The sequence below is a fragment of the Streptacidiphilus alkalitolerans genome (genome assembly GCF_042511045.1).
GTDB lineage: Bacteria > Actinomycetota > Actinomycetes > Streptomycetales > Streptomycetaceae > Streptacidiphilus > Streptacidiphilus alkalitolerans.
The window spans coordinates 133310-159808 of sequence record NZ_JBHEZX010000003.1 but is presented as its reverse complement, the minus strand read 5'-3'; the positions used below and the strand labels follow the sequence as shown (position 1 = coordinate 159808).

Below are 26499 nucleotides of genomic sequence, written 5' to 3'. Positions count from 1 at the left end.
CATGAGCCTCAGTGTGAAGATCGGCAAGGGCAACGGTTACAAGGCCGCCGCCCGCAAGCGCCGCGCCATCCGCGTCCGCAAGCGCGTCTCCGGTACGCCGGTGCGTCCGCGCCTGGTCGTGTCCCGGTCCAACCGCCACATCCTGGCGCAGGTGATCGACGACCTCGCGGGCCACACGCTGGCTTCGGCGTCCACCCTCGACGTGTCCATCAAGGGCGTCGACGGTGACAAGACCGAGCAGGCGAAGAAGGTCGGAGCCCTGGTCGCCGAGCGCGCCAAGGCAGCCGGCGTCGAGTCGGTCGTATTCGACCGCGCGGGCAACCAGTACGCCGGGCGCATCGCCGCCCTGGCGGACGCTGCCCGTGAGTCCGGGCTCGACTTCTGACCCGCTCGCCAAGCTGGCGGACGTAAACGAGAGAGGTAAATCCAATGGCTGGACCCCAGCGCCGCGGTAGCGGCGCCGGCGGCGGCACCGGTGGCCCTGGCGGCACCGGCGGTGGCGAGCGGCGTGACCGTAAGCGTGATGGTCGTGACGGCGCTCCTGTCGTCGAGAAGACCGCGTACGTCGAGCGCGTTGTCGCGATCAACCGTGTCGCCAAGGTAGTCAAGGGTGGTCGTCGCTTCAGCTTCACCGCCCTGGTCGTGGTCGGAGACGGCGACGGCACTGTCGGTGTCGGTTACGGCAAGGCCAAGGAAGTTCCCGCGGCCATTGCCAAGGGTGTCGAGGAAGCGAAGAAGAACTTCTTCAAGGTTCCCCGCATCCAGGGCACCATCCCCCACCCGATCACCGGTGAGAAGGCGGCCGGCGTCGTCATGCTCAAGCCGGCTTCCCCGGGTACCGGCGTTATCGCCGGTGGTCCGGTGCGTGCCGTGCTCGAGTGCGCCGGCGTCCACGACATCCTGTCGAAGTCCATGGGCTCCGACAACGCGATCAACGTCGTGCACGCCACGGTCGCCGCTCTGCAGGGGCTTTCGCGTCCCGAGGAGATCGCGGCCCGTCGTGGGCTGCCGCTCGAGGACGTCGCTCCCGCGGCTCTGCTGCGTGCGCGTGCTGCCGGGCAGGGGGCTGCGTAATGGCTCGCCTGAAGATCACGCAGACCAAGTCCTACATCGGCAGCAAGCAGAACCACCGTGACACCCTGCGTTCGCTTGGTCTCAAGCGCATGCACGATGTGGTTGTGAAGGAGGACCGTCCCGAGATCCGCGGGATGGCCCAGACCGTCCGCCACCTCGTCACGGTCGAGGAGGTGGACTAAATGGCGGAGCAGAACCCGCTGAAGATCCACAACCTGCGGCCCGCCCCGGGTGCCAAGACCGCCAAGACCCGTGTCGGTCGTGGTGAGGCATCCAAGGGTAAGACCGCTGGTCGTGGTACCAAGGGCACCAAGGCCCGCTACCAGGTGCCGGCGCGTTTCGAGGGTGGCCAGATGCCCCTCCACATGCGCCTGCCGAAGCTGAAGGGCTTCAAGAACCCCTTCCGCGTCGAGTTCCAGGTGGTGAACCTGGACAAGCTCGGTGCGCTCTACCCCGAGGGTGGCGAGGTCACCGTCGAGGACCTGGTCGCCAAGGGCGCGGTTCGCAAGAACTCGCTCGTCAAGGTGCTCGGCTCCGGTGAGATCACGGTCGCGCTGCAGGTTTCGGTTGACGCCGTCTCCGGTTCCGCCGCCGAGAAGATCACCGCCGCGGGCGGTACGGTGACCGAGCTCATCTGAGCTCACACCTGACCAGCCTTCAAGGCCCGGTTCGTCCCTGTTCGCAGGGGTGGACCGGGCCTTTCGGCGTCCCCATAACGCCCGGGGCGGCAGTCGAGTTGAAGCTGGGGGGGCCACGCGCTTCATTCGAGCGGCCACGGACTGTTAGAGTCCGTGGAGTCCACTTGTAGGCTGGCCGCAGGATGTGTCTGCGAGCTGTGTCCGCAGGTGGCAGCCACCCACTTTCGGCCCCGTTTCGATTCGGGCTGGGCCCAGATACACCGTCCCTCCCGCCGCCCCAGGCAGGGAGCTGCAGGAGGCACCGTGCTCACCGCGTTCGCCCGGGCGTTCAAGACGCCTGACCTGCGCAAGAAGCTGCTGTTCACGCTGGGCATCGTGGTCGTCTTCCGGATGGGTGCCCACATCCCCGTTCCCGGAGTGAACTTCACCGCGGTCCAGGCGTGTGTCAACGCGTCCCAGAAGAGCGGGGCCGGGCTGCTCGGCCTGGTCAACCTCTTCAGTGGCGGCGCGCTGCTGCAGATCACCATCTTCGCGCTGGGCATCATGCCCTACATCACCTCCAGCATCATCCTTCAGCTGCTGACGGTGGTGATCCCGCGCCTGGACGCCCTCAAGAAGGAGGGCCAGGCCGGACAGACCAAGATCACCCAGTACACCCGCTACCTGACCATCGCCCTGGCGATCCTCCAGGCGACCGGCATCGTGGCGACCGCCTCCAGCGGCGCCCTGTTCAGCGGTGTGCAGTGCGACACCAGCTCGATCGTCCCGAACCAGGGGATCTTCTCGATCGCCGTCATGGTCATCACCATGTCGGCCGGCACCGTGGTCATCATGTGGCTCGGTGAGCTGATCACCGACCGCGGCATCGGCAACGGCATGTCGATCCTCATCTTCACCTCGGTCTCCGCCCAGTTCCCGTCCTCGCTGTGGGGCATCAAGACCACCAAGGGCTGGGCCACCTTCGCCTTCGTGATCGTGATGGGCCTGGCCATGGTCGCCCTGGTGGTGTTCGTCGAGCAGGCGCAGCGCCGGATCCCGGTGCAGTACGCGAAGCGGATGATCGGCCGCCGTGCCTACGGCGGCACCTCGACCTACATCCCGCTCAAGGTGAACCAGGCCGGTGTGATCCCGGTCATCTTCGCCAGCTCGCTGCTGTACATCCCCGGACTGATCGTCACCCTCAGCGGGAGCACCGCCCCGTGGGCGGTGTGGATCACCACGAACCTGACCAAGAGCGACAAACCGCTCTATGCGCTGCTGTACTTCGTGCTGATCGTCTTCTTCGCCTTCTTCTACGTCGCCATCTCCTTCAACCCCGAAGAAGTCGCCGACAACATGAAGAAGTATGGTGGCTTCATCCCGGGTATCCGGGCGGGCCGCCCGACGGCCGAATACCTGAACTACGTGCTGACCAGGATCACCTGGCCGGGTTCGCTGTACCTGGGCCTGATCGCCATGGTTCCGCTGGTCGCCCTCGGGTTGTTCGGCGCCTCACAGAACTTCCCGTTCGGCGGTACGAGCATTCTGATCGTTGTCGGTGTCGGCCTTGAAACTGTCAAGCAGATCGAGAGCCAGCTCCAGCAGCGCAACTACGAAGGGTTCCTCCGCTGATGCGTATTGTCCTCGTCGGGCCGCCCGGGGCCGGGAAGGGTACTCAGGCGACGCTGCTCGCCAAGACCCTGTCCATTCCCCACGTGTCCACCGGTGACCTGTTCCGCGCCAACATCAGCCAGGGCACCGAGCTCGGTCTCGCTGCCAAGGCCATCATGGACTCGGGCAAGCTGGTACCCGACGAGGTGACCATCGGGATGGCCAAGGACCGGCTCGCCGAGCCCGACGCCGCCGATGGCTTCCTGCTGGACGGTTTCCCGCGCAACGTGGCCCAGGCGGTCGCGCTGGACGGGATCCTGGCCGAGTGGGGCATCGAGCTGGACGGTGTGCTCGACCTGGAGGTGCCGGAGGACGAGGTCGTCCGCCGCATCGCCGGCCGCCGCATCTGCCGGAACGACAGCGCGCACATCTTCCACGTCGAGTACAACCGCCCGGCCGTGGACGACGTCTGCGACGTCTGCCAGGGCGAGCTGTACCAGCGCGGGGACGACGCCGAGGACAAGGTGCGGGTCCGGCTCGAGGTCTACCACACGGAGACCGAGCCGATCATCGCGTACTACCAGAAGCAGGGACTGGTCACCACGATCCCGGCTCTGGGCAAGGTGGACGAGGTGACCCAGCGCGCCATCGCGGCGCTGCGGGAGAACAAGGCCACCGTCGACTCCGAGTGAGTCGCAGCACGTAGCCGACCGGCCGCGGCGTCCCGCAAGGGCGCCGCGGCCGGAGCGCGTTTTGATGGTCCGCCGTACCGTGGAACGGTCGGCAGCAGAGGTCGGTGACAGAGCAGTGGTTTGGGGAAGGCGAGAAGGCATGGTTGAGATCAAGACTCCCGAGCAGATCAGGAAGATGCGGGAGGCCGGCCTGGTGGTGGCGGAGGCGCTGAAGGCGTGCGAGCAGGCGGTCGCGCCCGGGATCACCACCGGTGAGCTCAACGCCATCGCGGCCGGCGTGATCAGCGACCACGGGGCGAAGTCCAACTTCCTCGGCTACCACGGCTTCACCGGGGTGATCTGCGCCTCGGTGAACGACGAGGTGGTGCACGGCATCCCCGGCGACCGCAAGCTGGAGGACGGGGACATGATCTCCATCGACTGCGGCGCCATCGTCGACGGCTGGCACGGCGACTCGGCTGTCACCGTCTTCGTCGGCGAGGGCCACGCCCCCGAGCTGCTGCAGCTCAGCCAGGTCACCGAGGACTCGATGTGGGCCGGCATCGCGGCGATGAAGAAGAACAACCGGCTGGTCGACGTCAGCCGGGCGATCGAGTCCTACATCCGCCGCCAGCCGCTGCCGGCCAAGGGCAAGTACGGGATCATCCAGGACTTCGGCGGCCACGGCATCGGCACCGAGATGCACATGGACCCGCACCTGCTGAACTACGTGGACCGCGGCCGGGGCCGCGGTCCCAAGCTGGTCCCCGGCTTCTGCCTGGCGATCGAGCCGATGATCAGCCTGGGCACCCCGAAGACCCACACCCTGGCCGACGAGTGGACCGTCAAGACCAACGACGGCACCTGGGCCTCGCACTGGGAGCACTCCATCGCGGTCACCGAGGAGGGCCCGCTGGTGCTCACCGCCTTCGACGGCGGCCGGGCCAAGCTGGCCGAGCTGGGCATCACCGCGGCCCCCGACCCGCTGGGCTGAACGCCGAACAGAGGCGATTTCGCGATCGCTTGTCCGCTGACGTAGACTGCTGTGTCGGCTCACTCGTAGCTTGCCCCTGCATGCCTCCGTCCATTGCGGCGGAGTGGACTTAGCGGTCCTGCGTGGGTGCCGACTACGGTAGTCGAACCCCGGAAGGCGATACCCGCAGGACATGGCCAAAAAGCAAGGCGCCATCGAGATCGAGGGCACCGTCATCGAGTCTCTGCCGAACGCCATGTTCAAGGTAGAGCTGCAGAACGGGCACAAAGTCCTCGCCCACATCAGCGGCAAGATGCGTATGCACTACATCCGCATCCTCCCGGACGATCGGGTCGTCGTCGAGCTCAGCCCGTACGACCTGACCCGTGGACGCATCGTCTACCGGTACAAGTAAGCAGCAGATCTCGCACCGCGCTGACGCGTGGTGCGCTCGACCCGGAGAACCTGAATCCCATGAAGGTCAAGCCGAGCGTCAAGAAGATCTGCGACAAGTGCAAGGTGATCCGCCGTCACGGGCGGGTCATGGTGATCTGCGAGAACCTGCGTCACAAGCAGCGTCAGGGCTGATCAGCTCCCTTCACGGGTCGTAACTCTTCGAGCGACGCGAAAAACAATATGAAGCGGGATGCCCGATCCGCCTGTTCTTCAGTCAGCAGTGTCTGATGGATGAGCGGACTGCCACCCTCGGTCCGGAGGCCGGGGCTCCATCGACGAGAGTCGTAGGAGAGGCATCGCGCCAGACCTCCGAAGGAAACCAGGAGCCACATTCATGGCACGCCTCGCCGGCGTTGATCTCCCCCGCGAAAAGCGGATCGAGATCGCCCTCACCTACGTGTACGGCATCGGCCGTACCCGCTCGCAGCAGGCTCTGGCCGAGACCGGTGTGAACCCGAACATCCGTGTTCGCGACATCACCGAGGACGACCTCGTCAAGCTGCGTGAGTTCATCGACGCCAACTACAAGGTTGAGGGTGACCTCCGCCGTGAGGTGGCCGCCGACATCCGCCGCAAGGTCGAGATCGGCTGCTACCAGGGTATTCGTCACCGTCGCGGCCTGCCGGTCCACGGTCAGCGCACCCACACCAACGCCCGCACCCGCAAGGGCCCGCGTCGCGCGATCGCCGGCAAGAAGAAGCCCGGCAAGAAGTAGTCCGCCCCACAAACCGGACTTGAATCCGGCCCGCTGGGCTAGCGGACCGACCACCTCAGTAGGAGAAACAGACTTATGCCCCCCAAGGGTCGTCAGGCTGCAGGCGCGAAGAAGATCCGCCGCAAGGAAAAGAAGAACGTGGCCCACGGCCACGCGCACATCAAGAGCACCTTCAACAACACCATCGTCTCGATCACGGACCCCGCGGGCAACGTGATCGCGTGGGCGTCCTCGGGCCACGTCGGCTTCAAGGGCTCCCGCAAGTCGACTCCGTTCGCCGCGCAGATGGCCGCCGAGGCCGCCGCGCGTCGCGCCCAGGAGCACGGCATGCGCAAGGTCGACGTCTTCGTGAAGGGTCCGGGCTCCGGCCGCGAGACCGCGATCCGCTCCATCCAGGCCACCGGCCTGGAGGTCGGCTCGATCCAGGACGTCACCCCCACCCCGCACAACGGCTGCCGCCCGCCGAAGCGCCGTCGCGTCTGAGGCTCGCCAGGCAATCGCCTGAGGATACGGCCCCCGTTCACGCGGGGGCCGTATCCTTGCTTTCGTCGGCATCAAATAGTGGGTGCCGAAGATCTATGGAGGACACCACATGCTGATCGCTCAGCGTCCGTCGCTGACCGAAGAGGTCGTCGACGAGTTCCGCTCCCGGTTCGTGATCGAGCCGCTGGAGCCGGGCTTCGGCTACACCCTCGGCAACTCGCTCCGCCGCACCCTGCTCTCCTCGATCCCCGGTGCCGCTGTCACCAGCATCCGGGTCGACGGCGTCCTGCACGAGTTCACCACCGTGCCCGGCGTCAAGGAGGACATGACCGACCTGATCCTCAACATCAAGCAGCTGGTCGTCTCCTCGGAGCACGACGAGCCGGTCGTGATGTACCTGCGCAAGCAGGGCCCCGGTCTGGTCACCGCCGCCGACATCGCGCCCCCGGCCGGTGTCGAGGTGCACAACCCCGAGCTGGTCCTCGCCACCCTCAACGGCAAGGGCAAGCTGGAGATGGAGCTGACCGTCGAGCGCGGTCGCGGCTACGTCTCCGCCGTCCAGAACAAGCAGTCGGGCCAGGAGATCGGCCGGATCCCGGTCGACTCGATCTACTCGCCCGTGCTGAAGGTCACCTACAAGGTCGAGGCGACCCGAGTCGAGCAGCGTACCGACTTCGACAAGCTCATCGTCGACGTCGAGACCAAGCCCGCCATGCGTCCCCGTGACGCCATGGCCTCGGCCGGCAAGACCCTGGTGGAGCTGTTCGGCCTCGCCCGCGAGCTGAACATCGACGCCGAGGGCATCGACATGGGCCCGTCCCCCACGGACGCCGCCCTGGCCGCCGATCTCGCCCTGCCGATCGAGGAGCTGGAGCTCACCGTTCGGTCGTACAACTGCCTCAAGCGCGAGGGCATCCACACCGTGGGTGAGCTCGTCGCCCGCTCCGAGGCCGACCTGCTCGACATCCGCAACTTCGGTGCGAAGTCGATCGACGAGGTCAAGGCGAAGCTGGCCGGCATGGGCCTGGCCCTCAAGGACAGCCCGCCCGGATTCGACCCGACCGCCGCCGCCGACGCCTTCGGCGCCGACGACGACGACCCGGGCTTCGCGGAGACCGAGCAGTACTAGGTCCCGTAAGCTTGACCGCTGTGCCCGCGGAGCTCCGCGGGCACAGCCCAAGAGAAGTCGTCCGGGCAACAGTGCCCGGACGCCCGCCCCGGTACCTGACACGGCCGGGATCCGGAGATCCAAGGAGACACCATGCCTCGCCCCTCCAAGGGTGCCCGCCTCGGTGGCGGCCCGGCCCACGAGCGTCTGCTGCTCGCCGGCCTGTGCCGTGAGCTCTTCCAGTACGGCCGCATCACCACGACCGAGGCCAAGGCCCGTCGGATGCGTCCGCTCGCGGAGAAGCTGATCACCAAGGGCAAGAAGGGTGACATCCACAGCCGCCGTGAGGCCCGCAAGGTCATCACCGACATCGCTGTGCTGCACACCCTGTTCACCGAGATCGCGCCTCGCTACGAGAACCGTCCCGGTGGCTACACCCGCATCACCAAGATCGGCCCCCGTCGTGGCGACAACGCCCCGATGGCCGTGATCGAGCTGGTCGAGGCCCTGACCGTGGCCCAGACCGCGGTCGGCGAGGCCGAGGCCGCGACCAAGCGCTCCGTCAAGGAGACCGAGGCCGCCGCTCCGGCTGCCGCCGAGGTCGTCGAGGACGCCGCTCCGGTCGAGGACGCTGCTCCCGAGGAGTCGAAGGACGCCTGATCGTCCTTCGCTCGGTGACGGGTCCGCTCTCCCCTCGGGGAGGGCGGGCCCGTTCTCGTGTACCCAGGAGAACTGATGACTGAGTGTGTGGAAGAGCGGGAGCCCCGGCGGGACGGCCCGGCCGAGGGGTTCGTCCGGGTGCGGCTCGACCTGTCGTACGACGGGACCGACTTCTCCGGCTGGGCCAAGCAGAAGGGCGGGCGGCGGACGGTCCAGGGCGAGCTGGAGGAGGCGATCCGGGTGGTGCTGCGGCAGCCCGAGGTGTTTCCGCTCACCGTGGCCGGCCGGACCGACGCCGGGGTGCACGCGCGCGGCCAGGTCGCCCATGTCGACCTGCCGGCCGGGGTCTGGGCCGCCGAGGGCGGCAAGCTGCGCCGCCGGCTCGCCGGAAAGCTGCCGGGGGACCTCCGGGTCTGGCGGGCCGAGCAGGCCCCGGCGGGCTTCGAGGCCCGCTTCTCGGCGATCTGGCGCCGCTACGCCTACCGGATCTGCGACCACCCGGCCGGGGCGGACCCGCTGCGGCGCAGCCATGTGCTGTGGCACGACCGCCCGCTGGACGTGGACGCGATGAACGAGGCGGCGGCGCTGCTGCTGGGGGAGCACGACTTCGCGGCGTACTGCAAGAAGCGCGAGGGGGCGACCACGATCAGGTCGCTGCTGGACTTCCGCTGGGAGCGGCAGCCGGGGGACGCCCTGCTCGGACCGGTGCTGCCCGGCCTGGTGATCGGCACGGTCAGGGCCGACGCCTTCTGCCACAACATGGTGCGGGCGCTGGTCGGCTCGATGCTGCTGGTCGGCGGCGGGCTGAAGCCGGTGTCCTTCCCCGGCGAGGTGCTGGCCGGGGGAGTGCGGCACTCCGCGGTCAATGTGGTCAGGCCCTGGGGGCTGACCCTGGAGGAGGTCGGCTACCCGGCCGACGCCGACCTCGCCGCCCGCAGCCGCGCGGCCCGGAACCTGCGGGTGCTCGGCGCGGGCTCGGCCGACGGCTGACGGTTGATCAGGGTGCGGCGGTGGCGGCCTCGTTGCGGGCCCGGGTGACCAGGTTCTGGAAGGCCATGACGGCGATGTCCGTCCCCGCCGCCAGCGCCGAGGTGTCCGTGGTCGGGACCGGCTTCCCGGTGGTGTAGCCGGCCACGGTGAAGTAGGCGTAGCGGCCGAAGGAGTTGGCCGAGAGCCGGCAGGCGACGAGGTGGCAGAAGGCCGGGAGGGCGCCCCCGGCCAGCGGCTGCAGATTGCCCTGCGCCTGCTGCTTGGCCGCGGTGGCCCGGGCCGCGCTGTCGAAGACCGCGACGCCCACGGTCACCGCGGTGGTGCCGCTGCCGTAGGTGGCCCGGAACAGCTGCTGGCAGCCGTTCTTGGCCAGCACCGCGGCGAGCTGCGGGGTGGCCCCGGCGGCGCAGCCGGAGGCCGCTGTCAGTGCCTGGGTGTAGGAATGGCCGTTGACGGTGACGCTCTTGCCGGGGAAGAGCGTCACCGTACTCAGCGGTGCGGTGTCCGTGCCCGCGGTGGAGACCAGGGCCACCGGGTCGGGCCCGGCGGCGGACGGCGCGGGGGCGGTGCCGGTGGGCTCGGCCGGGGGCGGCGACGGGGCCGGGGCGGTGGTCACGGCGGCCGTGGGAACGGGCCCGGCCGCGGTTTTGACGGGGTGTGAGGTGAGCAGCGCGGCACTCGCGCCGACCAGTCCGATCAGGGCGACGACGGCGACTCCCAGCCACAGCAGTCGGCGCCGCCGGTCCTCGTCGGTCTTCTTCTCCGCCATGGCCTCGAACAGCTGGTGGTCCGAGTCGGCGGGGGTGCCCGGTCTGACCGCGTAGGTCGTCAGCGGCTCGTCGGAGGGCGTTCCGGCCTGCTGCGGCTCGGGGATGGGCAGGTTGGGCGCGCCCGGGCGGACCCGGAACTGATGCCGCTTCAGCCGGTCCGAGATGGGGTTTCCCGGGCCGTACTTCGTCGGAATCCGGCCGGTACTGTCCGCGCCCCGGCGCGGGAGCGGTTTGGTTGCGTTGTCCCGCGCTGACCCATTGCCCATGGCGACGCATCCTAGACCTGCCGGGACCGGCCCTGGCAAAAACCGGTTTGGGCGGCGGGACCGGGCAGCGGAGAATTGCGGACATGGGACATGTCGAGATTTCGCACCTGGAGTACTACCTGCCGGACGGGCGGGTGCTGTTCGACGACGCGTCCTTCCGGGTGGGGGAGGGCGCGGCAGTCGCCCTGGTCGGCGCCAACGGGGCCGGCAAGACCACCCTTCTGAAGATCGTCGCGGGCGATCTGCAGCCGCACGGCGGCACCGTGACCATCAGCGGCGGCCTGGGCGTGATGCGCCAGTTCGTCGGCACCACCGGTCGGGTGGCCGAGGCGGACGAGGACAACCAGCACGTGCTCCCGGCCGACGCCTCGGTCCGCGACCTGCTGGTCTCGGTCGCGCCGCCGCGGATCCGCGGCGCGGCCCGCGCGGTGGACGCCTCCGAGCTGGCGATGATGGCGCAGGACGACGAGAAGACGCAGATGGCGTACGCCCAGGCGCTGTCCGACTGGGCCGACGTCGGTGGCTACGAGTACGAGACCACCTGGGACGTCTGCACCACCGCCGCCCTGGGCATGCCGTACGACCGGGCCCAGTTCCGCGGCCTGAACACGCTCTCCGGCGGCGAGCAGAAGCGGCTGGTGCTGGAGGCCCTGCTGCGCGGTCCCGACGAGGTGCTGCTGCTGGACGAGCCGGACAACTACCTGGACGTCCCCGGCAAGCGCTGGCTGGAGGAGGCGATCCGGGCCACCCCCAAGACCGTGCTGTTCGTCTCGCACGACCGGGAGTTGCTGGCCAGCACCGCCGACAAGATCGTCAGCGTGGAGACCGGTGCGGGCAGCAGCGAGGTCTGGGTGCACGGCGCCGGCTTCGACACCTTCCACGCCGCCCGCGAGGACCGCTTCGCCCGCTTCGACGAGCTGCGTCGCCGCTGGGACGAGAAGCACGCCCAGCTGCGGAAACTGATGCTGGACATGCGGGACTACGCCGCCCGCAGCCCCGACATGGCCTCGCGCTACGCGGCGTCGGTCACCCGGCTGCGGAAGTTCGAGGAGATCGGCCCGCCGCCGGAGCCGCCGCGGAAGCAGAACATCGCCATGCGGCTGCGCGGCGGCCGCACCGGAGTACGGGCGCTGACCTGCGAGAAGCTGGAGCTGACCGGGCTGATGAAGCCCTTCGACCTGGAGGTCTACTACGGCGAGCGGGTGGCCGTGCTCGGCTCCAACGGCTCGGGGAAGTCGCACTTCCTGCGGCTGCTGGCGGGCGAGGACGTCGCGCACACCGGCAGCTGGAAGCTCGGCGCCCGGGTGGTCCCCGGGCACTTCGCGCAGACCCACGCGCACCCCGACCTGTTCGGCCGGACCACCCGGGAGATCCTGGAGTCCGAGCACGCGCTGGACCGCAAGGCGGCGATGAGCGTGCTGCGCCGGTATGAGTTGCATCACCAGGAGGAGATCCGCTTCCAGGACCTCTCCGGCGGCCAGCAGGCCCGGCTGATGATCCTGCGCCTGGAGCTCTCCGGCGCCACCGCGCTGCTGCTGGACGAGCCGACCGACAACCTGGACCTGGACAGCGCGGAAGCCCTGCAGGAGGGCCTGGAGAGCTTCGACGGCACGGTCGTCTCGGTCACCCACGACCGCTGGTTCGCACGCAGCTTCGACCGCTTCGTGGTCTTCGGCTCCGACGGCCGGGTCTACGAGGCCCCGGAGCCGGTCTGGGACGAGGCCCGGGTGACCAGGGAGAGATGACCTCGAAACAGCACGTAGACTGGAGAACGGCTTGCGGGATACCGCGGTCCCGGTCGGGCGATTTTGACCCGTACGGCTCCGTCCCGGTATCCTGCGAGTTCGTTGTGCGTATTGGCTCGCTCCATCTCACGTGAGAGGTCGGTACGCCGGTCCAACCGGCCGATAAGCAGCGACGCGCCCATCCGATTGCGTCCGGGGAAGTGCGTCTCGGCTGCTTCCGATCGTCCGGGTGGTCCTGTCAGGACACACTCACTGAAAAGCGAAGGCTACGACCGTGCGTACGTACAGCCCCAAGCCCGGCGACGTCCAGCGTCAGTGGCTCATCATCGACGCCCAAGACGTCGTCCTCGGCCGTCTGGCCTCCCAGGCTGCGAACCTCCTCCGGGGGAAGCACAAGCCGGTGTACGCGCCGCATCTTGACATGGGTGACTTCGTCATCATCATCAACGCGGACAAGGTGCACCTCTCCGGGAACAAGAAGACCCAGAAGCTGGCCTACCGCCACTCCGGTTACCCGGGTGGCCTGCGCTCCGTGCGCTACGACGACCTTCTGAGCAAGAACCCGGAGAAGGCCGTCGAGAAGGCCATCAAGGGCATGATCCCCAAGAACACCCTGGGCCGTCAGATGCTCTCGAAGCTGAAGGTCTACTCGGGCGACCAGCACCCGCACGCCGCCCAGCGTCCGGTGCCGTTCGAGATCACCCAGGTCGCGCAGTAATACCGGCCACACCCCGAATCTAGAAGAACGTAGCTGAGGAGAACCGTGGCCGAGACCACTGCCGAGACCCCGCTCGAGGTCGAAGAGACCTTCGACGTCGAGGTCGAGGAGACCGAGTACACCAGCGAGTCCCTCGTGGGCCGCTTCGCCGAGGCCGTTCCGGCCGCCGGCCTGGGCCGCCGCAAGGAGGCGATCGCCCGCGTGCGCATCGTCCCCGGCACCGGCGTCTGGAAGATCAACGGCCGCACCCTGGAGGGCTACCTGCCCAACAAGGTGCACCAGCAGATCGTCAACGAGCCGTTCAAGCTCCTGGAGCTCGACGGCCGCTACGACGTCATCGCCCGGATCCACGGCGGCGGCATCTCCGGCCAGGCCTACGCCCTGCGTCTCGGTGTCGCCCGCGCGCTGAACGAGGTCGACGTCGACGCGAACCGCCCGGCCCTCAAGAAGGCCGGCTTCCTCACCCGTGACCCGCGCGCCGTCGAGCGCAAGAAGGCCGGTCTGAAGAAGGCTCGCAAGGCACCGCAGTACAGCAAGCGCTAAGCCTCCCCGCCGAGCTGCCGCGTTGGAACAACTCAGCGTGGCGGCAGGGCTGGACTGTCACGCCCCGGGAGCACACCATGTGCTCCCGGGGCGTGCTGCGTTCTATGGACTTTGACTGGCAATGAGCCGCGGAGGAACAGCAGTGGGACGACTCTTTGGCACGGACGGCGTACGAGGACTGGCGAACGTCGACCTCACGGCGGAACTGGCGCTGGGCCTCTCGGTCGCAGCCGCACACGTCCTGGGGGACGCCGGCGCGTTCGCCGGGCACCGCCCGGTCGCGGTGGTCGGCCGCGACCCGCGGGCCTCGGGCGAGTTCCTGGAGGCGGCGGTCATCGCCGGACTGGCCAGCTCGGGCGTCGACGTGCTGAGAGTCGGCGTCCTGCCGACGCCCGCGGTGGCGTACCTGACCGACGCGCTCGGCGCCGACCTCGGCGTGATGCTGTCGGCCAGCCACAACGCGATGCCCGACAACGGCATCAAGTTCCTGGCCCGCGGCGGCCAGAAGCTCGACGACGAGGTCGAGGACGCGATCGAGGCCGAGTACGAGCGCTTCGAGGGCCACGCCTGGACCCGCCCCACCGGCGAGGCCGTGGGCCGGGTGCGGGACCACGCGGAGGGCTTCGAGCAGTACCTCGCCCACCTGCTTTCGGTGCTGCCCAACCGTCTCGACGGGCTCAAGGTCGTCATCGACGGTGCGCACGGCGCGGCGGCGAAGGTCTCCCCCGAGGTGTTCCGGCGGGCCGGGGCCGAGGTGGTGCACACCATCGGCGACGACCCGACCGGCCTGAACATCAACGACGGCATCGGCTCCACGCACCTCGCCCCGCTGCGGGCGGCCGTGGTCGAACACGGCGCGGACCTGGGCATCGCCCACGACGGCGACGCCGACCGCTGCCTCGCGGTGGACGCCGAGGGCAATGAGATCGACGGCGACCAGATCCTCGCGGTGATCGCCTGCGCGATGCGGGAGGCCGGGACCCTGGGCAAGAACACCGTGGTCGGCACGGTGATGTCCAACCTCGGCTTCAAGCTGGCGATGGAGCGGGAGGGCATCGACCTGGTGCAGACGGCCGTGGGCGACCGGTACGTGCTGGAGTCGATGAAGCAGTACGGCTACAACCTCGGCGGCGAGCAGTCCGGACACGTGATCTTCCTGGACCACGCGACCACCGGGGACGGGACGCTGACCGGGCTGATGCTGGCCGCGCGGCTGGCGGCGACCAAGCAGTCGGTGGCGGACCTGGCGTCGGTGATGACGCGGCTGCCGCAGGTGCTGATCAACGTCAAGGGCGTGGACAAGGCGCGGGCCGCGACGGATGAGGGCCTGTTGGTGGCGGTCGCCGCGGCGGAGGCCGAGCTGGGCTCGACGGGTCGCGTCCTGCTGCGGTCCTCGGGGACCGAACCGCTGGTACGGGTCATGGTCGAGGCCGCCGACGCGGACGTCGCGCGGAGCGTTGCCGAGAAGCTGGCCGAGGTTGTGCGGGAACGTCTGGGCTGAGTTCAGCTACTTGTTCGCGCAGTTCCCCGCGCCCCCAGGTGTCTGCAACTGGGCCAGCTGCAACCCCTTAGGGGCGCGGGGAACTGCGCGAACAGCAACCACCGCCGACGTTCACAGTTTCCGCAGGCGGACCCGCTGCACCTTGTGGTCGGCGCCCTTGCGGAGGATCAGACTCGCGCGCCCCCGCGTGGGGGCCACGTTCTCAAGCAGGTTGGGGCGGTTGATGCTGCGCCAGACCTGACGGCCGTAGTCCAGTGCCTCCTCCTCCGGGACCTCGGTGAAGCGGCGGAAGTACGAGGAGGGATCCTGGAACGCGGTGAGCCGCAACTTGCGGAACCGCTCCAGGTACCAGCGTTCGATGTCGTCCGCGCGGGCGTCCACGTAGATCGAGAAGTCGAAGAAGTCGGCGACCGCGACCCTGGTCCGGCCGTCCAGGCCGGGCAGCGCCGGCTGGAGCACGTTGAGGCCCTCGACGATCAGGATGTCGGGGCGGTGCACGGTGTTCCGCTCGCCCTCGACGATGTCGTAGACCAGGTGCGAGTAGACCGGCGCGCTGACCTCGGCCTTGCCCGACTTCACGTCCGCCACGAAGCGGGTCAGCGCCCTGCGGTCGTAGGACTCGGGGAACCCCTTGCGGGCCATCAGGCCGCGCCGCCGCAGCTCGGCGTTGGGGAGCAGGAAGCCGTCGGTGGTGACCAGTTCCACCCGGGGGTGCTCCGGCCAGCGGGCCAGCATGGCCTGCAGCAGCCGGGCGGTGGTGGACTTGCCGACCGCCACGCTGCCGGCCACCCCGATCACGAACGGGGTGCCCTGCTGGGTGTGGGTGTGCTCGTTGCTGTCCAGGAAGGCGTTCAACGAGCCGCGCAGCGAGGTGGTCGCGGTGACGTACAGGTTGAGCAGGCGGGACAGCGGCAGGTAGACGTCCTGGACCTCCTGGAGGTCGATGACGTCGCCGAGTCCTCGCAGGCGTTCCAGCTCGTCCGCCGTCAGCGGCAGCGGGGTGCGCTGGTGCAGCGCGCTCCACTCCGCCCGGTCGAGGTCGACGAAGGGGGACGCGTCAGCGCGGCGTTGGGCTTCCAGCGTGGTCGGCACCCGTCCATTGTCCGGCGGTACGGCCCGCGGGTGCGCGTCAGCGGGCTGTCAGCGGCGAGAGATTCATCTCAGCGGTCTGTCAGTGGGTCGGTGCAGAGTCGTCACTGACGAGGACGACGAGCGAACGGGGGAGACCCGGAATGACCTACGCGTTCCAGGCCGAGGGCCTGGTCAAGACGTTCAAGGAGACAAAGGCGCTGGACGGGGTGGACCTGGTGGCCCGCACCGGCACGGTACTGGGGGTGCTGGGCCCGAACGGGGCCGGCAAGACCACGGTGGTGCGGATCCTGGCGACGCTGCTGCGCCCCGATGCCGGACGGGCCCTGGTCGGCGGGCTCGACGTGGTGAAGCAGGCCGGCGCGGTGCGCGCGCAGATCGGGCTGACCGGCCAGTACGCGGCGGTGGACGAGATGCTCACCGGCACCGAGAACCTGGTGATGATCGGCCGGCTGCTGGGCCTGTCCCGGGCCGACTCCAAGGTCCGCGCCGCCGAGCTGCTGGAGCGATTCGCGCTGACCGAGGCCGGCGGCCGGGCGGCCGGGACCTTCTCCGGCGGGATGCGGCGCCGGCTCGACCTGGCGGCCTCGCTGGTCGGACGGCCCTCGGTGCTGTTCCTGGACGAGCCCACCACCGGGCTCGACCCGCACAGCCGCAATGAGCTGTGGGACATCGTCCGCGGCCTGGTCGGCGAGGGCGTCAGTTTCCTGCTGACCACCCAGTACCTGGAGGAGGCGGACCAGCTCGCCGACGAGATCGTGGTGATCGACCACGGCCGGGTGATCGCCGGGGGCACCCCGGAGGCGCTGAAGGCCCAGGTCGGCGGGCAGGTCCTGGAGCTGCGGATGCAGCGTGCCGAGGATCTGCACATGGCCTACGGGCTGGTCGCCGCGCTGGCCGGGGAGTCCACCGAGATCACCGCGAACGGGCTGATCAGCGCCCCGGTCCGGGATGTCGCGCTGATGCCGGCCGTGGTGGCCCGGCTGGCTCAGGCCGAGCTGCCGGTCGGCGAGCTCTCGCTGCGCGGTTCCAGCCTGGACGAGGTCTTCCTGACCCTGACCGGGCACCGCACCGCCCCCGACGGCACCGCCCCCGAGAGCACCACCACCGACGAGACCGTGAAGGCAGGAGTCTGACCATGGCTACCGCAACCCTGACCGCGAACGGGCCGGTCACCACCGGCAAGGTCGGCGTGCTGGCCGGGCTGCAGCACACGGCCACCCTGGCCTGGCGCAACCTGGTGCAGATCAAGCACAACCCGATGGAGCTGATGGACCTCAGCATCCAACCGGTGATGTTCCTGCTGCTGTTCACCTATGTGTTCGGCGGCCAGATGTCCGGGTCCACCCATGCGTACCTGCAGTTCGCGCTGGCCGGGATCCTGGTGCAGAACGGGCTCTTCGCCACGCTGAACACCGCGATCGGGCTCAACAACGACATCCAGAAGGGCGTCTTCGACCGGCTGCGCAGCCTGCCGATCGCCCGTTCCGCCCCGCTGGCCGGGCGGGTGCTGGCGGATCTGGGCAAGCAGGTCTGGTCGATGGCGCTGATGCTCGGCCTCGGCCTGTGCCTGGGCTTCCGCCCGACCGGGGTGGCCGGGGTGCTCGGGGCGCTGGGCCTGATGCTGGTCTTCGCGCTGGCCATGTCCTGGATGATGGTGCTGGTCGGGATGGTCGCGGCCAACCCGGAGAAGGTCCAGATGCTGGGCTTCGTGGTGATGTTCCCGCTGACCTTCTCGTCCAGCGCCTTTGTCAGCGTCGGCTCGATGCCGGGCTGGATGCAGGCCTGGGTGAAGGTCAACCCGGTCACCTCGCTGGTGGACTCGATGCGAGCGCTGCTGGTCGGCGGGCCGGTGCAGGCGCCGGTGCTGCACACCCTGCTCTGGGCGGCGGTGATCGCGGCGGTGTTCTTCCCGCTGGCCGTCCGCGCCTACCAGCGCCGCAGCTGACGGCCGTCGACAGGTGGTCCTAGAACTCGTCGAAGGCCGGGATCTGGGGCGGGGCCACGCCGAGCGAGGAGACCGTCTCCTGGCTCGGGGTGGTCCGGCCGCGTTCGTAGGCCGCCGCGAAATCCTGCTCGCCCAGGGCCTCGGTGGCCGCCGCGGTGATCAGGTGCACATCGGTGTTGGACAGGTCGGGCATGCCGCGCAGCTGGTGCGCGGTGCCCAGCAGCTCCGCCGCGCGGGCCGGGTCGCCCTGACGGAGCGCCAGGTCGGCCCAGCCCTGGACGGTATTGGCGGCGACCGGTCCGTCGAAGGCGGTCACCGCCGCCTCCAGGGCCTGCCGGTGGTAGTCGGCGGCCTGCTCGAACCGGCCGCTTGCGGCCTCGATGTAGCCCTTGGCGCCCAGCAGCAGGGACTGCACCTGCGGGGCGCCGCCGGTGCGGATGCCGACCACCTCGGACGCCGTGGCCAGCGTCCTGCGCCCGTCCTCGAGCCGGTCCAGCCGCCGGTAGGCCTCGGCCAGGGTGCTGTGGGTGGCGAGCACCACGGTCCAGTTGCCCTCCCTGAGCGCGGTGGCCGCCTCCTGCTCCAGCTCGGCGAGGGTCTCGGCGTCGATGGTCGGCCCCATCGCCCGGACCGTCAGCAGCCGGGCCCGGTAGTCGCCCGAGTCGGCGCTGATGCCGAGCTCCGCCTCGAAGGCGATGGCCAGCTCCCAGAGCCGGACCGCCTCCGGAATGTCACCGCGCCACTGGGCGTAGTCGGCCAGCCCGGCCGCGCAGAAGGAGCGCCCCCACAGGTCGCCGACCTCGCGGAAGCGCTCGGCGGCGTCGTGGAAGTAGCTCTCCGCCTCCTCGACCCGGCCGCTGTTCTGCAGGGCGTAGCCCATGAACATCCGGGCGATGGCGCGGACCCAGGGGTTGCGGTTGTCGAAGATGCGCTGGGCCAGCGGGCCGATCCGCCAGTCCCGCTGTTCGAACATCGAGGACATGATGTCCAGCATCGGCAGCAGCGGATGCGCGTCCCGGTCCTCCAACTGCTCGCGCAGGACCACGGCGGTGCGCATCAGCTTCAGGGTGGCCGGGACGTCCCAGGTGGTGTCCAGGCCGTAGAGGGCGGTGATGCCCAGCGCCACCGCCCGGGCGGTCGGCGGCACGTCCTCGGCGGGCAGGTTCAGGGCCTGGTGCACCAGCGGCAGGTTCTCGCCGCGCTCGCCGCGCCGCCACAGGTACCAGCCCATGGCCGCGACCAGGCGCTGCGCGGTGGGCGCGTCCCGCTGCTCGACCGACCAGCGCAGCGCGGAGATCAGGTTCTCGTGCTCCGCGATGAACCGGGCCAGCCAGGCGACCTGGCCGAAGGTGTAGAGCCAGGGCTCGCCCTCCTCGGCCAGCGCCAGGAAGTGCGCGGCATGGGCGTTCCGGGTGGCCGCAGTGGCCCCGGCGTCGTCCAGTTTCTCCGCCGCGTAGACCCGGATCGTCTCCAGCAACCGGTAACGGCCCGCGGAGGTGCGCACCACCAGCGACTTGTCGACCAGGGAGGCGAGGGCGTCCATCACCTCGTCGGACGGCAGCTCGTCCGAGGCGCAGACCTCCTCGACCGTCTCCAGTTCGGCGCCGCCGGCGAACACCGACATCCGGGCCAGCAGCGAGCGCTCCGGCTTCTCCAGCAGGTCCCAGCTCCAGTCGACCACGGCGCGCAGGGTCCGCTGGCGCGGCAGCGCGGCCCGGCTGCCGCCGGTCAGCAGGTGGAACCGGCGGGCCAGCCGCTGGTCGATCTGCACCGGGGTGAGGCTGCGCATCCGGGCGGCGGCCAGCTCGATCGCCAGCGGCTGCCCGTCCAGCGCCCGGCAGATCCGCAGCACGGCGGGCAGGTCGTCGGGGGAGGGGCGGTAGCCGGGGCGGACGGCTGCGGCCCGGTCGGTGAACAGCTGGACCGCGGGGAAGCCGGCGGCCTGATCCGGCGTCAGCAGCCGGTCCTGCTGCGGGTCCGCGGGGAATCCCAGCGGCGGGACGGGGTGCAGCTGCTCGCCGTTGATGCCCAGCGCCTCACGGCTGGTCGCCAGGATCCGCAGCCCGGGGCAGCCGGCCAGCATCCGGGCGGCGAGGGCGGCGGCGGCCTCGATCAGGTGCTCGCAGTTGTCCAGCACCAGCAGCAGCGGACGGGCGCCGAGGGCGGCGACGATGCGCTCGGTCGCCTCGGCGACCCGGTGCGGCGCCATGGTGGCCCGCTGCGCGGCGGCGGACTCGCGCAGCTGCAGCGCGGCCAGCACGGTGGACGGCAGGTCGGCCGGGTCGCTCAGCGGGGCCAGTTCGACCAGCCGGACCGGCGCCGCCCCGGCCGCACCGGCCTTGCCGGCCGCTTCCAGGGCCAGCCGGGTCTTCCCGGCGCCGCCGGGGCCGATCAGGGTGACCAGCCGGGCGGCGCCGAGCGCCGCGCGCACGGCGGCGAGGTCGGGCTCGCGGCCGAGGAAGCTGGTCAGCGCCGAGGGCAGCGCGGACGGCTCCTGGGCGGGGGCCGGTGCCGGGGCCGCGGCTGCCGACGGGTCGGTGGTGAGCACGGCCTGGTGGGTGTCGCGGAGCAGCGGTGAGGGATCGGTGCCCAGTTCCTCGGCGAGCAGCGCCCGGCCCTGCTCGTAGGCGGCCAGGGCCTCGGCCGTCCGTCCGGACCGGTGCAGGGCCCGCATCAGCAGGGCGCGCGGGCGGTCCCGGAGCGGGGCCTCGGCGGTGAGGGCGTGCAGCTCGCCCAGCAGCTCAGCGCCCTCACCCGCGTCGATCCTCCGTTCGAGCAGGTCTTCCCTGGCGTGCGCGCGCAGCGCCTCCAGCCGGGCGGCGGCCTCGGGGAAGCCGGGGACGTCCGCCAGGGCCGGGCCGCGCCACAGCGCCAACGCCTCGGTGAGCTGCTCGGAGCTGGGCCCGGGGGCCGCGGCGGGGCCGCACAGCAGCCGGGTGAAGCGGTGCACATCGACCTCGGCGGGGTCGAGGACCAGCCGGTAGCCGGTCGGGGTGGCCGCCACCAGCTCCCGGCCGAGGACCCCGCGCAGCCGGGAGACCAGGGCCTGCAGCGCGTTGGCGGGGTTGGCCGGGCCGTCGCCGTCCGGCCAGAGGGTCCCGGTCAGGCTGCTCGCGGACACCGGCCGGTCCGCGTCCAGGGCGAGTGCGGTCAGCAGCACGCGCAGCCGGGCGCCACCGAGGTCGACGGCCGTGCCGTCGGTGTCGGTGACCTGGAGCGGGCCGAGCAGTTGTATCCGCACAGTGCCATTCTCCAGGGAAACCGGGGCGCCGGTGCACGATGATGGGCTGCGGTCGAGTGAGGGAGAGCAGGAATGATCATCGGGATCGGGATCGACGTGGCGTCGATCGACCGTTTCGCGGCGTCGCTGAAACGGACCCCCACCCTCGCGGAGCGGCTGTTCACCCCGGACGAGCTGGTCACCCCGGCCGGGGATCCGCGCGGCGCGGCCTCGCTGGCCGCCCGGTTCGCGGCCAAGGAGGCGCTGGCCAAGGCGCTGGGCGCGCCCGGCGGGCTGCTCTGGACCGACGCCGAGGTGCGTACCGAGCCGTCCGGCCGCCCGGTGCTGGAACTGCGCGGCACGGTGGCCGCCCGCGCGGCGGAACTGGGCGTACGGACGTGGCACCTCTCGCTGAGCCATGACGCGGGCGTAGCGTCGGCCATGGTGATCGCCGAGGGGTGAGGAGCAGGGCTGATGCGCTACGCGCACACGGTGGAGCAGGTACGGGCGGCCGAGGGCGAGCTGCGGCAGCTGCTGCCGGAGGGGACGCTGATGCAGCGGGCCGCCGCCGGTCTCGCGGCGACCTGCGCGGAACTGCTGCGGGCGTCCGGCCGGATCTACGGCAGCAGGGTGGTGCTGCTGGTCGGCAGCGGGGACAACGGGGCCGACACCCTGTTCGCCGGGGCCCGGCTGGCCGCCCGCGGCGCCCGGGTCGGCGCGGTGCTGCTCGATCAGGACCGGGTGCACCGGGCCGCGCTGACGGCCTTTCGGGCCGCTGGGGGCGTGCTGACGGGGGATCAGCGGGAGGGCTGCGCCGAGATCGCCCGGGCCGACCTGGTGCTGGACGGCATCGTCGGGATCGGCGGCCGGGGCGGCCTGCGCGCCGGGGCGCTGCCCTACCTCCGGGCGGTCGAGCGGGCGGGCGTCCCGGTGGTGGCGGTGGACCTGCCCAGCGGGGTGGACGCGGACACCGGCGAGGTGGCCGGGGACGCGGTCCGGGCGGCGGTGACGGTGACCTTCGGGACGCACAAGCCCGGCCTGCTGGTCGACCCCGGCGCGGAGTACGCCGGGGTGGTCCGGCTGGTGCCGATCGGCATCGCGGTACCGTCCGCCGCCGTCGAGGCGCTGCAGCACGCCGATGTCGCGGCGCTGCTGCCGCGGCCCTCGGGCGAGAGCGACAAGTACCGGCGCGGGGTGGTCGGCATCGCCGCGGGCTCGGCCCGCTACCCCGGCGCGGCCGTGCTCGCGGTCTCCTCGGCGCTGCACGCCGGCGCCGGAGCGGTGCGCTACACCGGCTCCGCCGCGGCCGAGGTGGTCCGGGCGCATCCCGAGGTGCTGGTGTCGGACCAGGGCCCGGCGCAGGCCGGACGGGTCCAGGCCTGGGTGGTCGGCCCCGGCCTCTCGGACGGCGAGGAGGCGCAGCGGACCCTGGACCAGGCGCTGGACGCGGCCGTACCACTGCTGCTGGACGCCGACGCGCTGCGGCTGCTGGCCCGGCGCGGGCCGGTCCCGAGGCCCGACCTGCTGCTGACCCCGCACGCGGGCGAGGCGGTCGCGCTGCTCGCCGGGGCGGGCGTCCAGGCCACCCGGGAGCAGGTCGAGGCCTCCCGGCTGCCGTACGCGCGGCGGCTGGCCGAGCTGTACGGCTGCACCGTGCTGCTCAAGGGCTCGACCACGCTGGTGGCCGGTCCCGACCCGGCCGTCCCGGTCCGGGTGAACCCGACCGGCACGCCCTGGCTGGCCACGGCCGGCAGCGGCGACGTGCTGTCCGGGCTGGCCGGTTCGCTGCTCGCGGCGGGCCTGGCCCCGCTGGACGCGGGCTCGGTGGCGGCCTATCTGCACGGCCTGGCCGGACGGACCGCGAGCGGGGCGGCCGAGGGCGCCCCGATCACCGCCTCGGAGGTCGCGGCGGCGCTTCCGGCGGCGTGGCGCGATGTGGCCCGAGGGGCGGAAACCGTACTGTCCCTTGGGAAACAGCTGAGAATCGGCTGAGCAGCCTGCAACCAAGGGGCTCCGCCACGGCCTCTCAAGGTACGACCGCCGATGGGGACACGAGAGGGTGAGGGCCAGTTGAAACTGACCAAGCGGGCCGGGGCGCTCCTGGCTGGGGCCGGGATCGTCGCGACGGCGTGCGTCGGGGCGACCGACGCGCAGGCCGTCCCGGTGCAGGGGGTTGCCGCGGTGCAGCAGACCGCGGTGGTGCAGCAGGTCGCGGTGAAGCAGACCGCCGTGGCGAAGAAGGCCACCGGGCCCAACGCCGCAGGCCTGTGCCCGACCAACAAGGGCCGGATCGCCTGTGTCGACCTGACGCACCAGCGGATGTGGATCCAGGTCGGCAAGAAGGTGGTCTTCGGCCCGGTGCAGGTCCGCACCGGACGCCGCGGCTACGCCACCAGGACCGGGCTCTGGCACATCTACAGCCGCCAGGTGAACCACTGGTCCACGCTCTACCACGTGGCCATGCCGTACAGCGAGTTCTTCTCCGGCGGCGAGGCGCTGCACGGCCTGAACGAGCCGATGTCCACCCCGCCCGGGTCGCACGGCTGCGTCAACATGAACACCTGGGACGCCAAGAAGGCCTGGAGCATCCTCAAGCTGCACGACCCGGTCAAGATCTTCGGCCGCAAGCCCGGCACCTGACCGGCCACACCTGACGGGTAGCCGCATCGGGCAGCGGCACCCGTCTGGGAGAATCAGCGGCAATGGAAACTGCGATGCGTGCCGAAGCCGTGATCGACCTGGCCGCGCTGCGGGGGAACGTCCGCGCCCTCCGCGCCCGGACCGGGTCGGCCGGAGTCATGTCCGTGGTCAAGGCCGACGCCTACGGCCACGGCGCGGTGCCCTGCGCCCTGGCGGCGCTGGACGCCGGGGCGACCTGGCTCGGCACCGCCACGCCCGAGGAGGCGCTCGCCCTGCGCGCCGCCGGGATCACCCCGGACCGGGCCAGGGTGCTCTGCTGGCTGTGGACGCCCGCCGGGCCGTGGGCCCAGGCGGTCGCCGCCGACCTGGACATCTCGGTCAGCGGCGAGTGGGCGCTGCGGCACGTCCTGGACGCGGTCCGGGCCACCGGCCGTCCGGCCAGGATCCACCTCAAGGCCGACACCGGCCTCGGCCGCAACGGCGCCCAGCCGCACGACTGGCCCGACCTGGTCGCCGCCGCCCGCGCGGCCGAGGCCGAGGGCCTGCTCACCGTCGCCGGGCTGTGGTCCCACTTCGCCTGCGCCGACGAGCCGGGCCACCCCGCGAACGCCGCCCAGCTCACCGCCTTCCGCCAGGCGCTGGTCGTCGCCGAGGCCGCGGGCCTGCGGCCCGAGGTGCGGCACCTGGCCAACTCCCCGGCCACCCTGCTGATGCCGGAGACCCACTTCGACCTGGTCCGGGCCGGGCTGGCGCAGTACGGCCTCTCCCCGGTGCCCGAGGTGGGCGGTCCCGAGGAGTTCGGACTGCGCCCGGTGATGACCCTTCAGGCCGGGCTCGCCCAGGTGAAGCGGGTGCCCGGCGGACACGGCGTCAGTTACGGCCACAGCTACGTCACCCAGGGCGAGACCACTCTGGCGCTGGTCCCGATGGGCTACGCCGACGGCATCCCCCGGCACGCCAGCGGCCGGGGCCCGCTGTGGCTCGGCGGCAAGTGGCGCACCGTCGCCGGACGGGTGGCCATGGACCAGTTCGTGGTGGACCTCGGCGGCGACCCGGCCGAGGTCGGCGACCTGGCCGTGCTCTTCGGCCCCGGCGACCGCGGCGAGCCCACCGCCGAGGACTGGGCCCGGGCGACCGGGACCATCTCCTACGAGATCGTCACCAGGATCGGGGCACGGGTCCCGCGCCGGTACCTGAACGCCGGGCCGGACCACGGGGGGCGCGGATGAGCGGCGAGGACAGCATCTCGACCGTCGCCGGGGCGGCGGCCGTCGAGGCCGGCCGCCAGGTGGCGGCAGCGGCCGGGGCCGTGGTGGGCGACGTCGCGGCCGGACGCTGGCGCCGGGCCGGCCTGGTCGGCCTGACCGTGGGCGTGGTCGCCGCCGGCGCCGCGGCCGGGGTGGCCGTGGAGCGGCTGGCGATCGGCCGGGACATGCGCCGCCGGGCCGGGATCGAGGTGGACGCGGCCACCCCCTTCGGCTCGCTGCGGGGCCGTCCGCGGACCGTCGCCGCGCCGGACGGCACCGAGCTGTACGTGGAGCTGGACGGCAGCGGCTGGCCCGACCAGGGCGCCGACGCACCCGTGCTGACCGGCGGCGAGACCAACGGTGCGGCCAATGGCGCCGCCGGCACCGCGAACGGCGCCGGCGGACGCAAGGGCTGGCTCGGCCGGTTCCGGCCCGCGGCCGGGGCCCAGGGGACCGGCGGACCGCTCGGCGGCGTGCTGTCCGGCGTCGGCAGCTGGCTCGGGATGGCCCCCACCCCGCCGCTGACCGTGGTCTTCTGCCACGGCTACTGCCTCAACCAGGACTCCTGGCACTTCCAGCGCGCGGCCTTCCGGGAGGGCCTGCGGCTGGTCTTCTGGGACCAGCGCAGCCACGGCCGCTCCGAGCGCAGCCGCAGCCACCTGGCCGGGCAGCCGGCCGCCATCGACCAGCTCGGCGGCGATCTCAAGGCCGTCATCGACGCGGTCGCACCGACCGGGCCGCTGGTCCTGGTGGGCCACTCCATGGGCGGCATGACCGTGATGGCCCTCGCCGACCAGCACCCCGAGCTGTTCGCCGACCGGGTCGCCGCCGTCGCCCTGATCGGCACCACCGCGGGCAGCTGGTCCGGGGTCACCCTCGGGCTGCCCTCCTACGGGGCCAAGGTGCTGCACCGGATAGCCCCCAGCGTGCTCAAGACCCTGGGCAGGCAGCGCGACCTGGTGGAGCGCAGCCGCCGCCTCGGCAGCGACCTCACCTCGGTGATCTACCGCAAGTTCTCCTTCGGCACCGAGGACGTGGACCCCGCCGTCGAGCGCTTCGCCCAGCGGATGCTGGAGGCCACCCCGATCGACGTGGTCGCCGAGTTCTTCCCGGCCTTCGCCCTGCACGAGAAGAAGGCCGCGCTGGCCGCCTTCCGCGGCATACCCACGCTGGTCCTCGGCGGCACCCGCGACCTGCTCACCCCGGCCGCCCACAGCGAGGCCATCGCCGCCGAGCTGCCCGACGCCGAGCTGGTGATCGTCAAGGACGCCGGGCACCTGGTCATGCTGGAGCGTCCCGACCTGGTCAACACCCAGCTCGCGCTGCTGCTGGAGCAGGCGGCGAGACGGTCGGGGGCGCCGCTGCCGCAGGCCGTGCGGGACCTGGCGCTGGGCCTGCCGGAACCCGAGGCCGTACCGCAGCCCTGACCGAGATCTCAGTGACGAAAGGCAGTC

At 71.2% G+C, this 26499-nt stretch carries 28 protein-coding genes; 25 read left to right on the top strand and 3 right to left on the bottom strand.

The genetic code is table 11. The annotated features are described in order from the left end of the window. Position 1 precedes the first annotated feature (1 nt). The 14 genes from rplR to ACEZDG_RS07400 all read left to right on the top strand — a co-directional run bounded on the left by rplR (position 2) and on the right by ACEZDG_RS07400 (position 9358). Complete coding sequence (rplR, locus tag ACEZDG_RS07465) at positions 2–385, top strand: 50S ribosomal protein L18 (RefSeq protein WP_380504269.1); 384 nt, start codon at positions 2–4, stop codon at positions 383–385. A 44-nt stretch (positions 386–429) separates the two neighbouring features. After that, a complete protein-coding gene (rpsE, locus tag ACEZDG_RS07460) occupies positions 430–1074 on the top strand; it encodes a 30S ribosomal protein S5 (protein WP_380504266.1) in 645 nt (214 codons plus the stop codon). After that, positions 1074–1256: a 50S ribosomal protein L30 gene (rpmD, locus tag ACEZDG_RS07455; RefSeq protein ID WP_030251557.1), complete on the top strand. Its 183-nt coding sequence runs from the start codon at positions 1074–1076 to the stop codon at positions 1254–1256. Before rpsE ends, rpmD begins: the two co-directional genes overlap by 1 nt. Then, the gene (gene rplO / locus ACEZDG_RS07450; protein ID WP_380504262.1) at positions 1257–1712 is read left to right on the top strand and encodes a 50S ribosomal protein L15; all 456 of its coding nucleotides are present in this window, start codon (positions 1257–1259) and stop codon (positions 1710–1712) included. It begins immediately after the preceding gene. Positions 1713–2015: 303 nt separating this feature from the next. Then, on the top strand, positions 2016–3323 hold the full coding sequence (secY, locus tag ACEZDG_RS07445; protein ID WP_380504260.1) for a preprotein translocase subunit SecY: 1308 nt from the start codon (positions 2016–2018) through the stop codon (positions 3321–3323). After that, entirely contained in the window at positions 3323–3994 is a 672-nt protein-coding gene (locus tag ACEZDG_RS07440) for an adenylate kinase (protein ID WP_380504257.1), read from the top strand. Before secY ends, ACEZDG_RS07440 begins: the two co-directional genes overlap by 1 nt. A gap of 139 nt (positions 3995–4133) precedes the next feature. Beyond that, the gene (gene map / locus ACEZDG_RS07435) at positions 4134–4967 is read left to right on the top strand and encodes a type I methionyl aminopeptidase (RefSeq protein WP_380504254.1); all 834 of its coding nucleotides are present in this window, start codon (positions 4134–4136) and stop codon (positions 4965–4967) included. A gap of 172 nt (positions 4968–5139) precedes the next feature. After that, positions 5140–5361, top strand: coding sequence for a translation initiation factor IF-1 (gene infA, locus ACEZDG_RS07430; RefSeq protein ID WP_003956442.1), 222 nt, complete (start codon positions 5140–5142; stop codon positions 5359–5361). A 59-nt stretch (positions 5362–5420) separates the two neighbouring features. After that, the gene (gene rpmJ, locus ACEZDG_RS07425; protein WP_009740505.1) at positions 5421–5534 is read left to right on the top strand and encodes a 50S ribosomal protein L36; all 114 of its coding nucleotides are present in this window, start codon (positions 5421–5423) and stop codon (positions 5532–5534) included. Between the two features lie 202 nt (positions 5535–5736). Continuing rightward, complete coding sequence (rpsM, locus tag ACEZDG_RS07420; protein WP_380504248.1) at positions 5737–6117, top strand: 30S ribosomal protein S13; 381 nt, start codon at positions 5737–5739, stop codon at positions 6115–6117. Between the two features lie 75 nt (positions 6118–6192). Then, the gene (gene rpsK, locus ACEZDG_RS07415; RefSeq protein ID WP_380504245.1) at positions 6193–6600 is read left to right on the top strand and encodes a 30S ribosomal protein S11; all 408 of its coding nucleotides are present in this window, start codon (positions 6193–6195) and stop codon (positions 6598–6600) included. 109 nt (positions 6601–6709) lie between these two features. Next, positions 6710–7729, top strand: coding sequence for a DNA-directed RNA polymerase subunit alpha (locus ACEZDG_RS07410; protein WP_123497011.1), 1020 nt, complete (start codon positions 6710–6712; stop codon positions 7727–7729). Positions 7730–7861: 132 nt separating this feature from the next. Continuing rightward, entirely contained in the window at positions 7862–8368 is a 507-nt protein-coding gene (gene rplQ, locus ACEZDG_RS07405; RefSeq protein WP_380504241.1) for a 50S ribosomal protein L17, read from the top strand. Positions 8369–8443: 75 nt separating this feature from the next. Continuing rightward, on the top strand, positions 8444–9358 hold the full coding sequence (locus ACEZDG_RS07400; RefSeq protein ID WP_380504238.1) for a tRNA pseudouridine synthase A: 915 nt from the start codon (positions 8444–8446) through the stop codon (positions 9356–9358). Between the two features lie 7 nt (positions 9359–9365). Here ACEZDG_RS07400 and ACEZDG_RS07395 read toward each other — a convergent pair whose 3' ends face one another. Further along, a complete protein-coding gene (locus ACEZDG_RS07395) occupies positions 9366–10394 on the bottom strand; it encodes a hypothetical protein (RefSeq protein WP_380504235.1) in 1029 nt (342 codons plus the stop codon). A gap of 83 nt (positions 10395–10477) precedes the next feature. On the opposite strand from ACEZDG_RS07395, the gene ACEZDG_RS07390 reads away from it, so the two are divergent. From ACEZDG_RS07390 to glmM, 4 genes are all read left to right on the top strand, one after another. Continuing rightward, positions 10478–12139, top strand: a complete 1662-nt coding sequence (locus ACEZDG_RS07390; RefSeq protein WP_380504232.1) for an ABC-F family ATP-binding cassette domain-containing protein — start codon at positions 10478–10480, stop codon at positions 12137–12139. A 274-nt stretch (positions 12140–12413) separates the two neighbouring features. Further along, positions 12414–12857 carry a 50S ribosomal protein L13 gene (gene rplM / locus ACEZDG_RS07385; protein WP_380504229.1) on the top strand — a complete coding sequence of 148 codons (444 nt, stop codon included), beginning with the start codon at positions 12414–12416 and terminating at the stop codon, positions 12855–12857. 45 nt (positions 12858–12902) lie between these two features. Beyond that, positions 12903–13400 carry a 30S ribosomal protein S9 gene (rpsI, locus tag ACEZDG_RS07380; RefSeq protein WP_380504226.1) on the top strand — a complete coding sequence of 166 codons (498 nt, stop codon included), beginning with the start codon at positions 12903–12905 and terminating at the stop codon, positions 13398–13400. A gap of 142 nt (positions 13401–13542) precedes the next feature. Continuing rightward, the gene (glmM, locus tag ACEZDG_RS07375; RefSeq protein ID WP_380504223.1) at positions 13543–14901 is read left to right on the top strand and encodes a phosphoglucosamine mutase; all 1359 of its coding nucleotides are present in this window, start codon (positions 13543–13545) and stop codon (positions 14899–14901) included. Positions 14902–15012: 111 nt separating this feature from the next. Here the strand turns inward: glmM and coaA are convergent, their stop codons facing one another. Continuing rightward, on the bottom strand, positions 15013–15993 hold the full coding sequence (gene coaA / locus ACEZDG_RS07370; RefSeq protein ID WP_380504220.1) for a type I pantothenate kinase: 981 nt from the start codon (positions 15991–15993) through the stop codon (positions 15013–15015). Between the two features lie 140 nt (positions 15994–16133). Between coaA and ACEZDG_RS07365 the strand changes: the two genes are divergently transcribed. Continuing rightward, on the top strand, positions 16134–17126 hold the full coding sequence (locus ACEZDG_RS07365) for an ATP-binding cassette domain-containing protein (protein ID WP_380504217.1): 993 nt from the start codon (positions 16134–16136) through the stop codon (positions 17124–17126). A gap of 2 nt (positions 17127–17128) precedes the next feature. Continuing rightward, positions 17129–17938: an ABC transporter permease gene (locus ACEZDG_RS07360; RefSeq protein ID WP_380504214.1), complete on the top strand. Its 810-nt coding sequence runs from the start codon at positions 17129–17131 to the stop codon at positions 17936–17938. A gap of 19 nt (positions 17939–17957) precedes the next feature. Here the strand turns inward: ACEZDG_RS07360 and ACEZDG_RS07355 are convergent, their stop codons facing one another. After that, complete coding sequence (locus ACEZDG_RS07355; protein WP_380504211.1) at positions 17958–21179, bottom strand: BTAD domain-containing putative transcriptional regulator; 3222 nt, start codon at positions 21177–21179, stop codon at positions 17958–17960. 72 nt (positions 21180–21251) lie between these two features. Between ACEZDG_RS07355 and ACEZDG_RS07350 the strand changes: the two genes are divergently transcribed. The 5 genes from ACEZDG_RS07350 (at position 21252) to ACEZDG_RS07330 (ending at position 26472) form a co-directional block, all read left to right on the top strand. Beyond that, the gene (locus ACEZDG_RS07350; RefSeq protein ID WP_380504208.1) at positions 21252–21620 is read left to right on the top strand and encodes a holo-ACP synthase; all 369 of its coding nucleotides are present in this window, start codon (positions 21252–21254) and stop codon (positions 21618–21620) included. 12 nt (positions 21621–21632) lie between these two features. Next, positions 21633–23150 (top strand): NAD(P)H-hydrate dehydratase, encoded by a 1518-nt coding sequence (locus ACEZDG_RS07345; protein WP_380504205.1) that lies wholly within the window; start codon positions 21633–21635, stop codon positions 23148–23150. 51 nt (positions 23151–23201) lie between these two features. Beyond that, positions 23202–23798 carry a L,D-transpeptidase gene (locus ACEZDG_RS07340; RefSeq protein WP_380504202.1) on the top strand — a complete coding sequence of 199 codons (597 nt, stop codon included), beginning with the start codon at positions 23202–23204 and terminating at the stop codon, positions 23796–23798. A gap of 74 nt (positions 23799–23872) precedes the next feature. Continuing rightward, on the top strand, positions 23873–25027 hold the full coding sequence (gene alr / locus ACEZDG_RS07335; RefSeq protein WP_380504199.1) for an alanine racemase: 1155 nt from the start codon (positions 23873–23875) through the stop codon (positions 25025–25027). Next, the gene (locus tag ACEZDG_RS07330) at positions 25024–26472 is read left to right on the top strand and encodes an alpha/beta fold hydrolase (protein ID WP_380504196.1); all 1449 of its coding nucleotides are present in this window, start codon (positions 25024–25026) and stop codon (positions 26470–26472) included. The genes alr and ACEZDG_RS07330 overlap by 4 nt, the downstream gene beginning before the upstream one ends. The last annotated feature ends 27 nt before the right edge of the window (positions 26473–26499 follow it).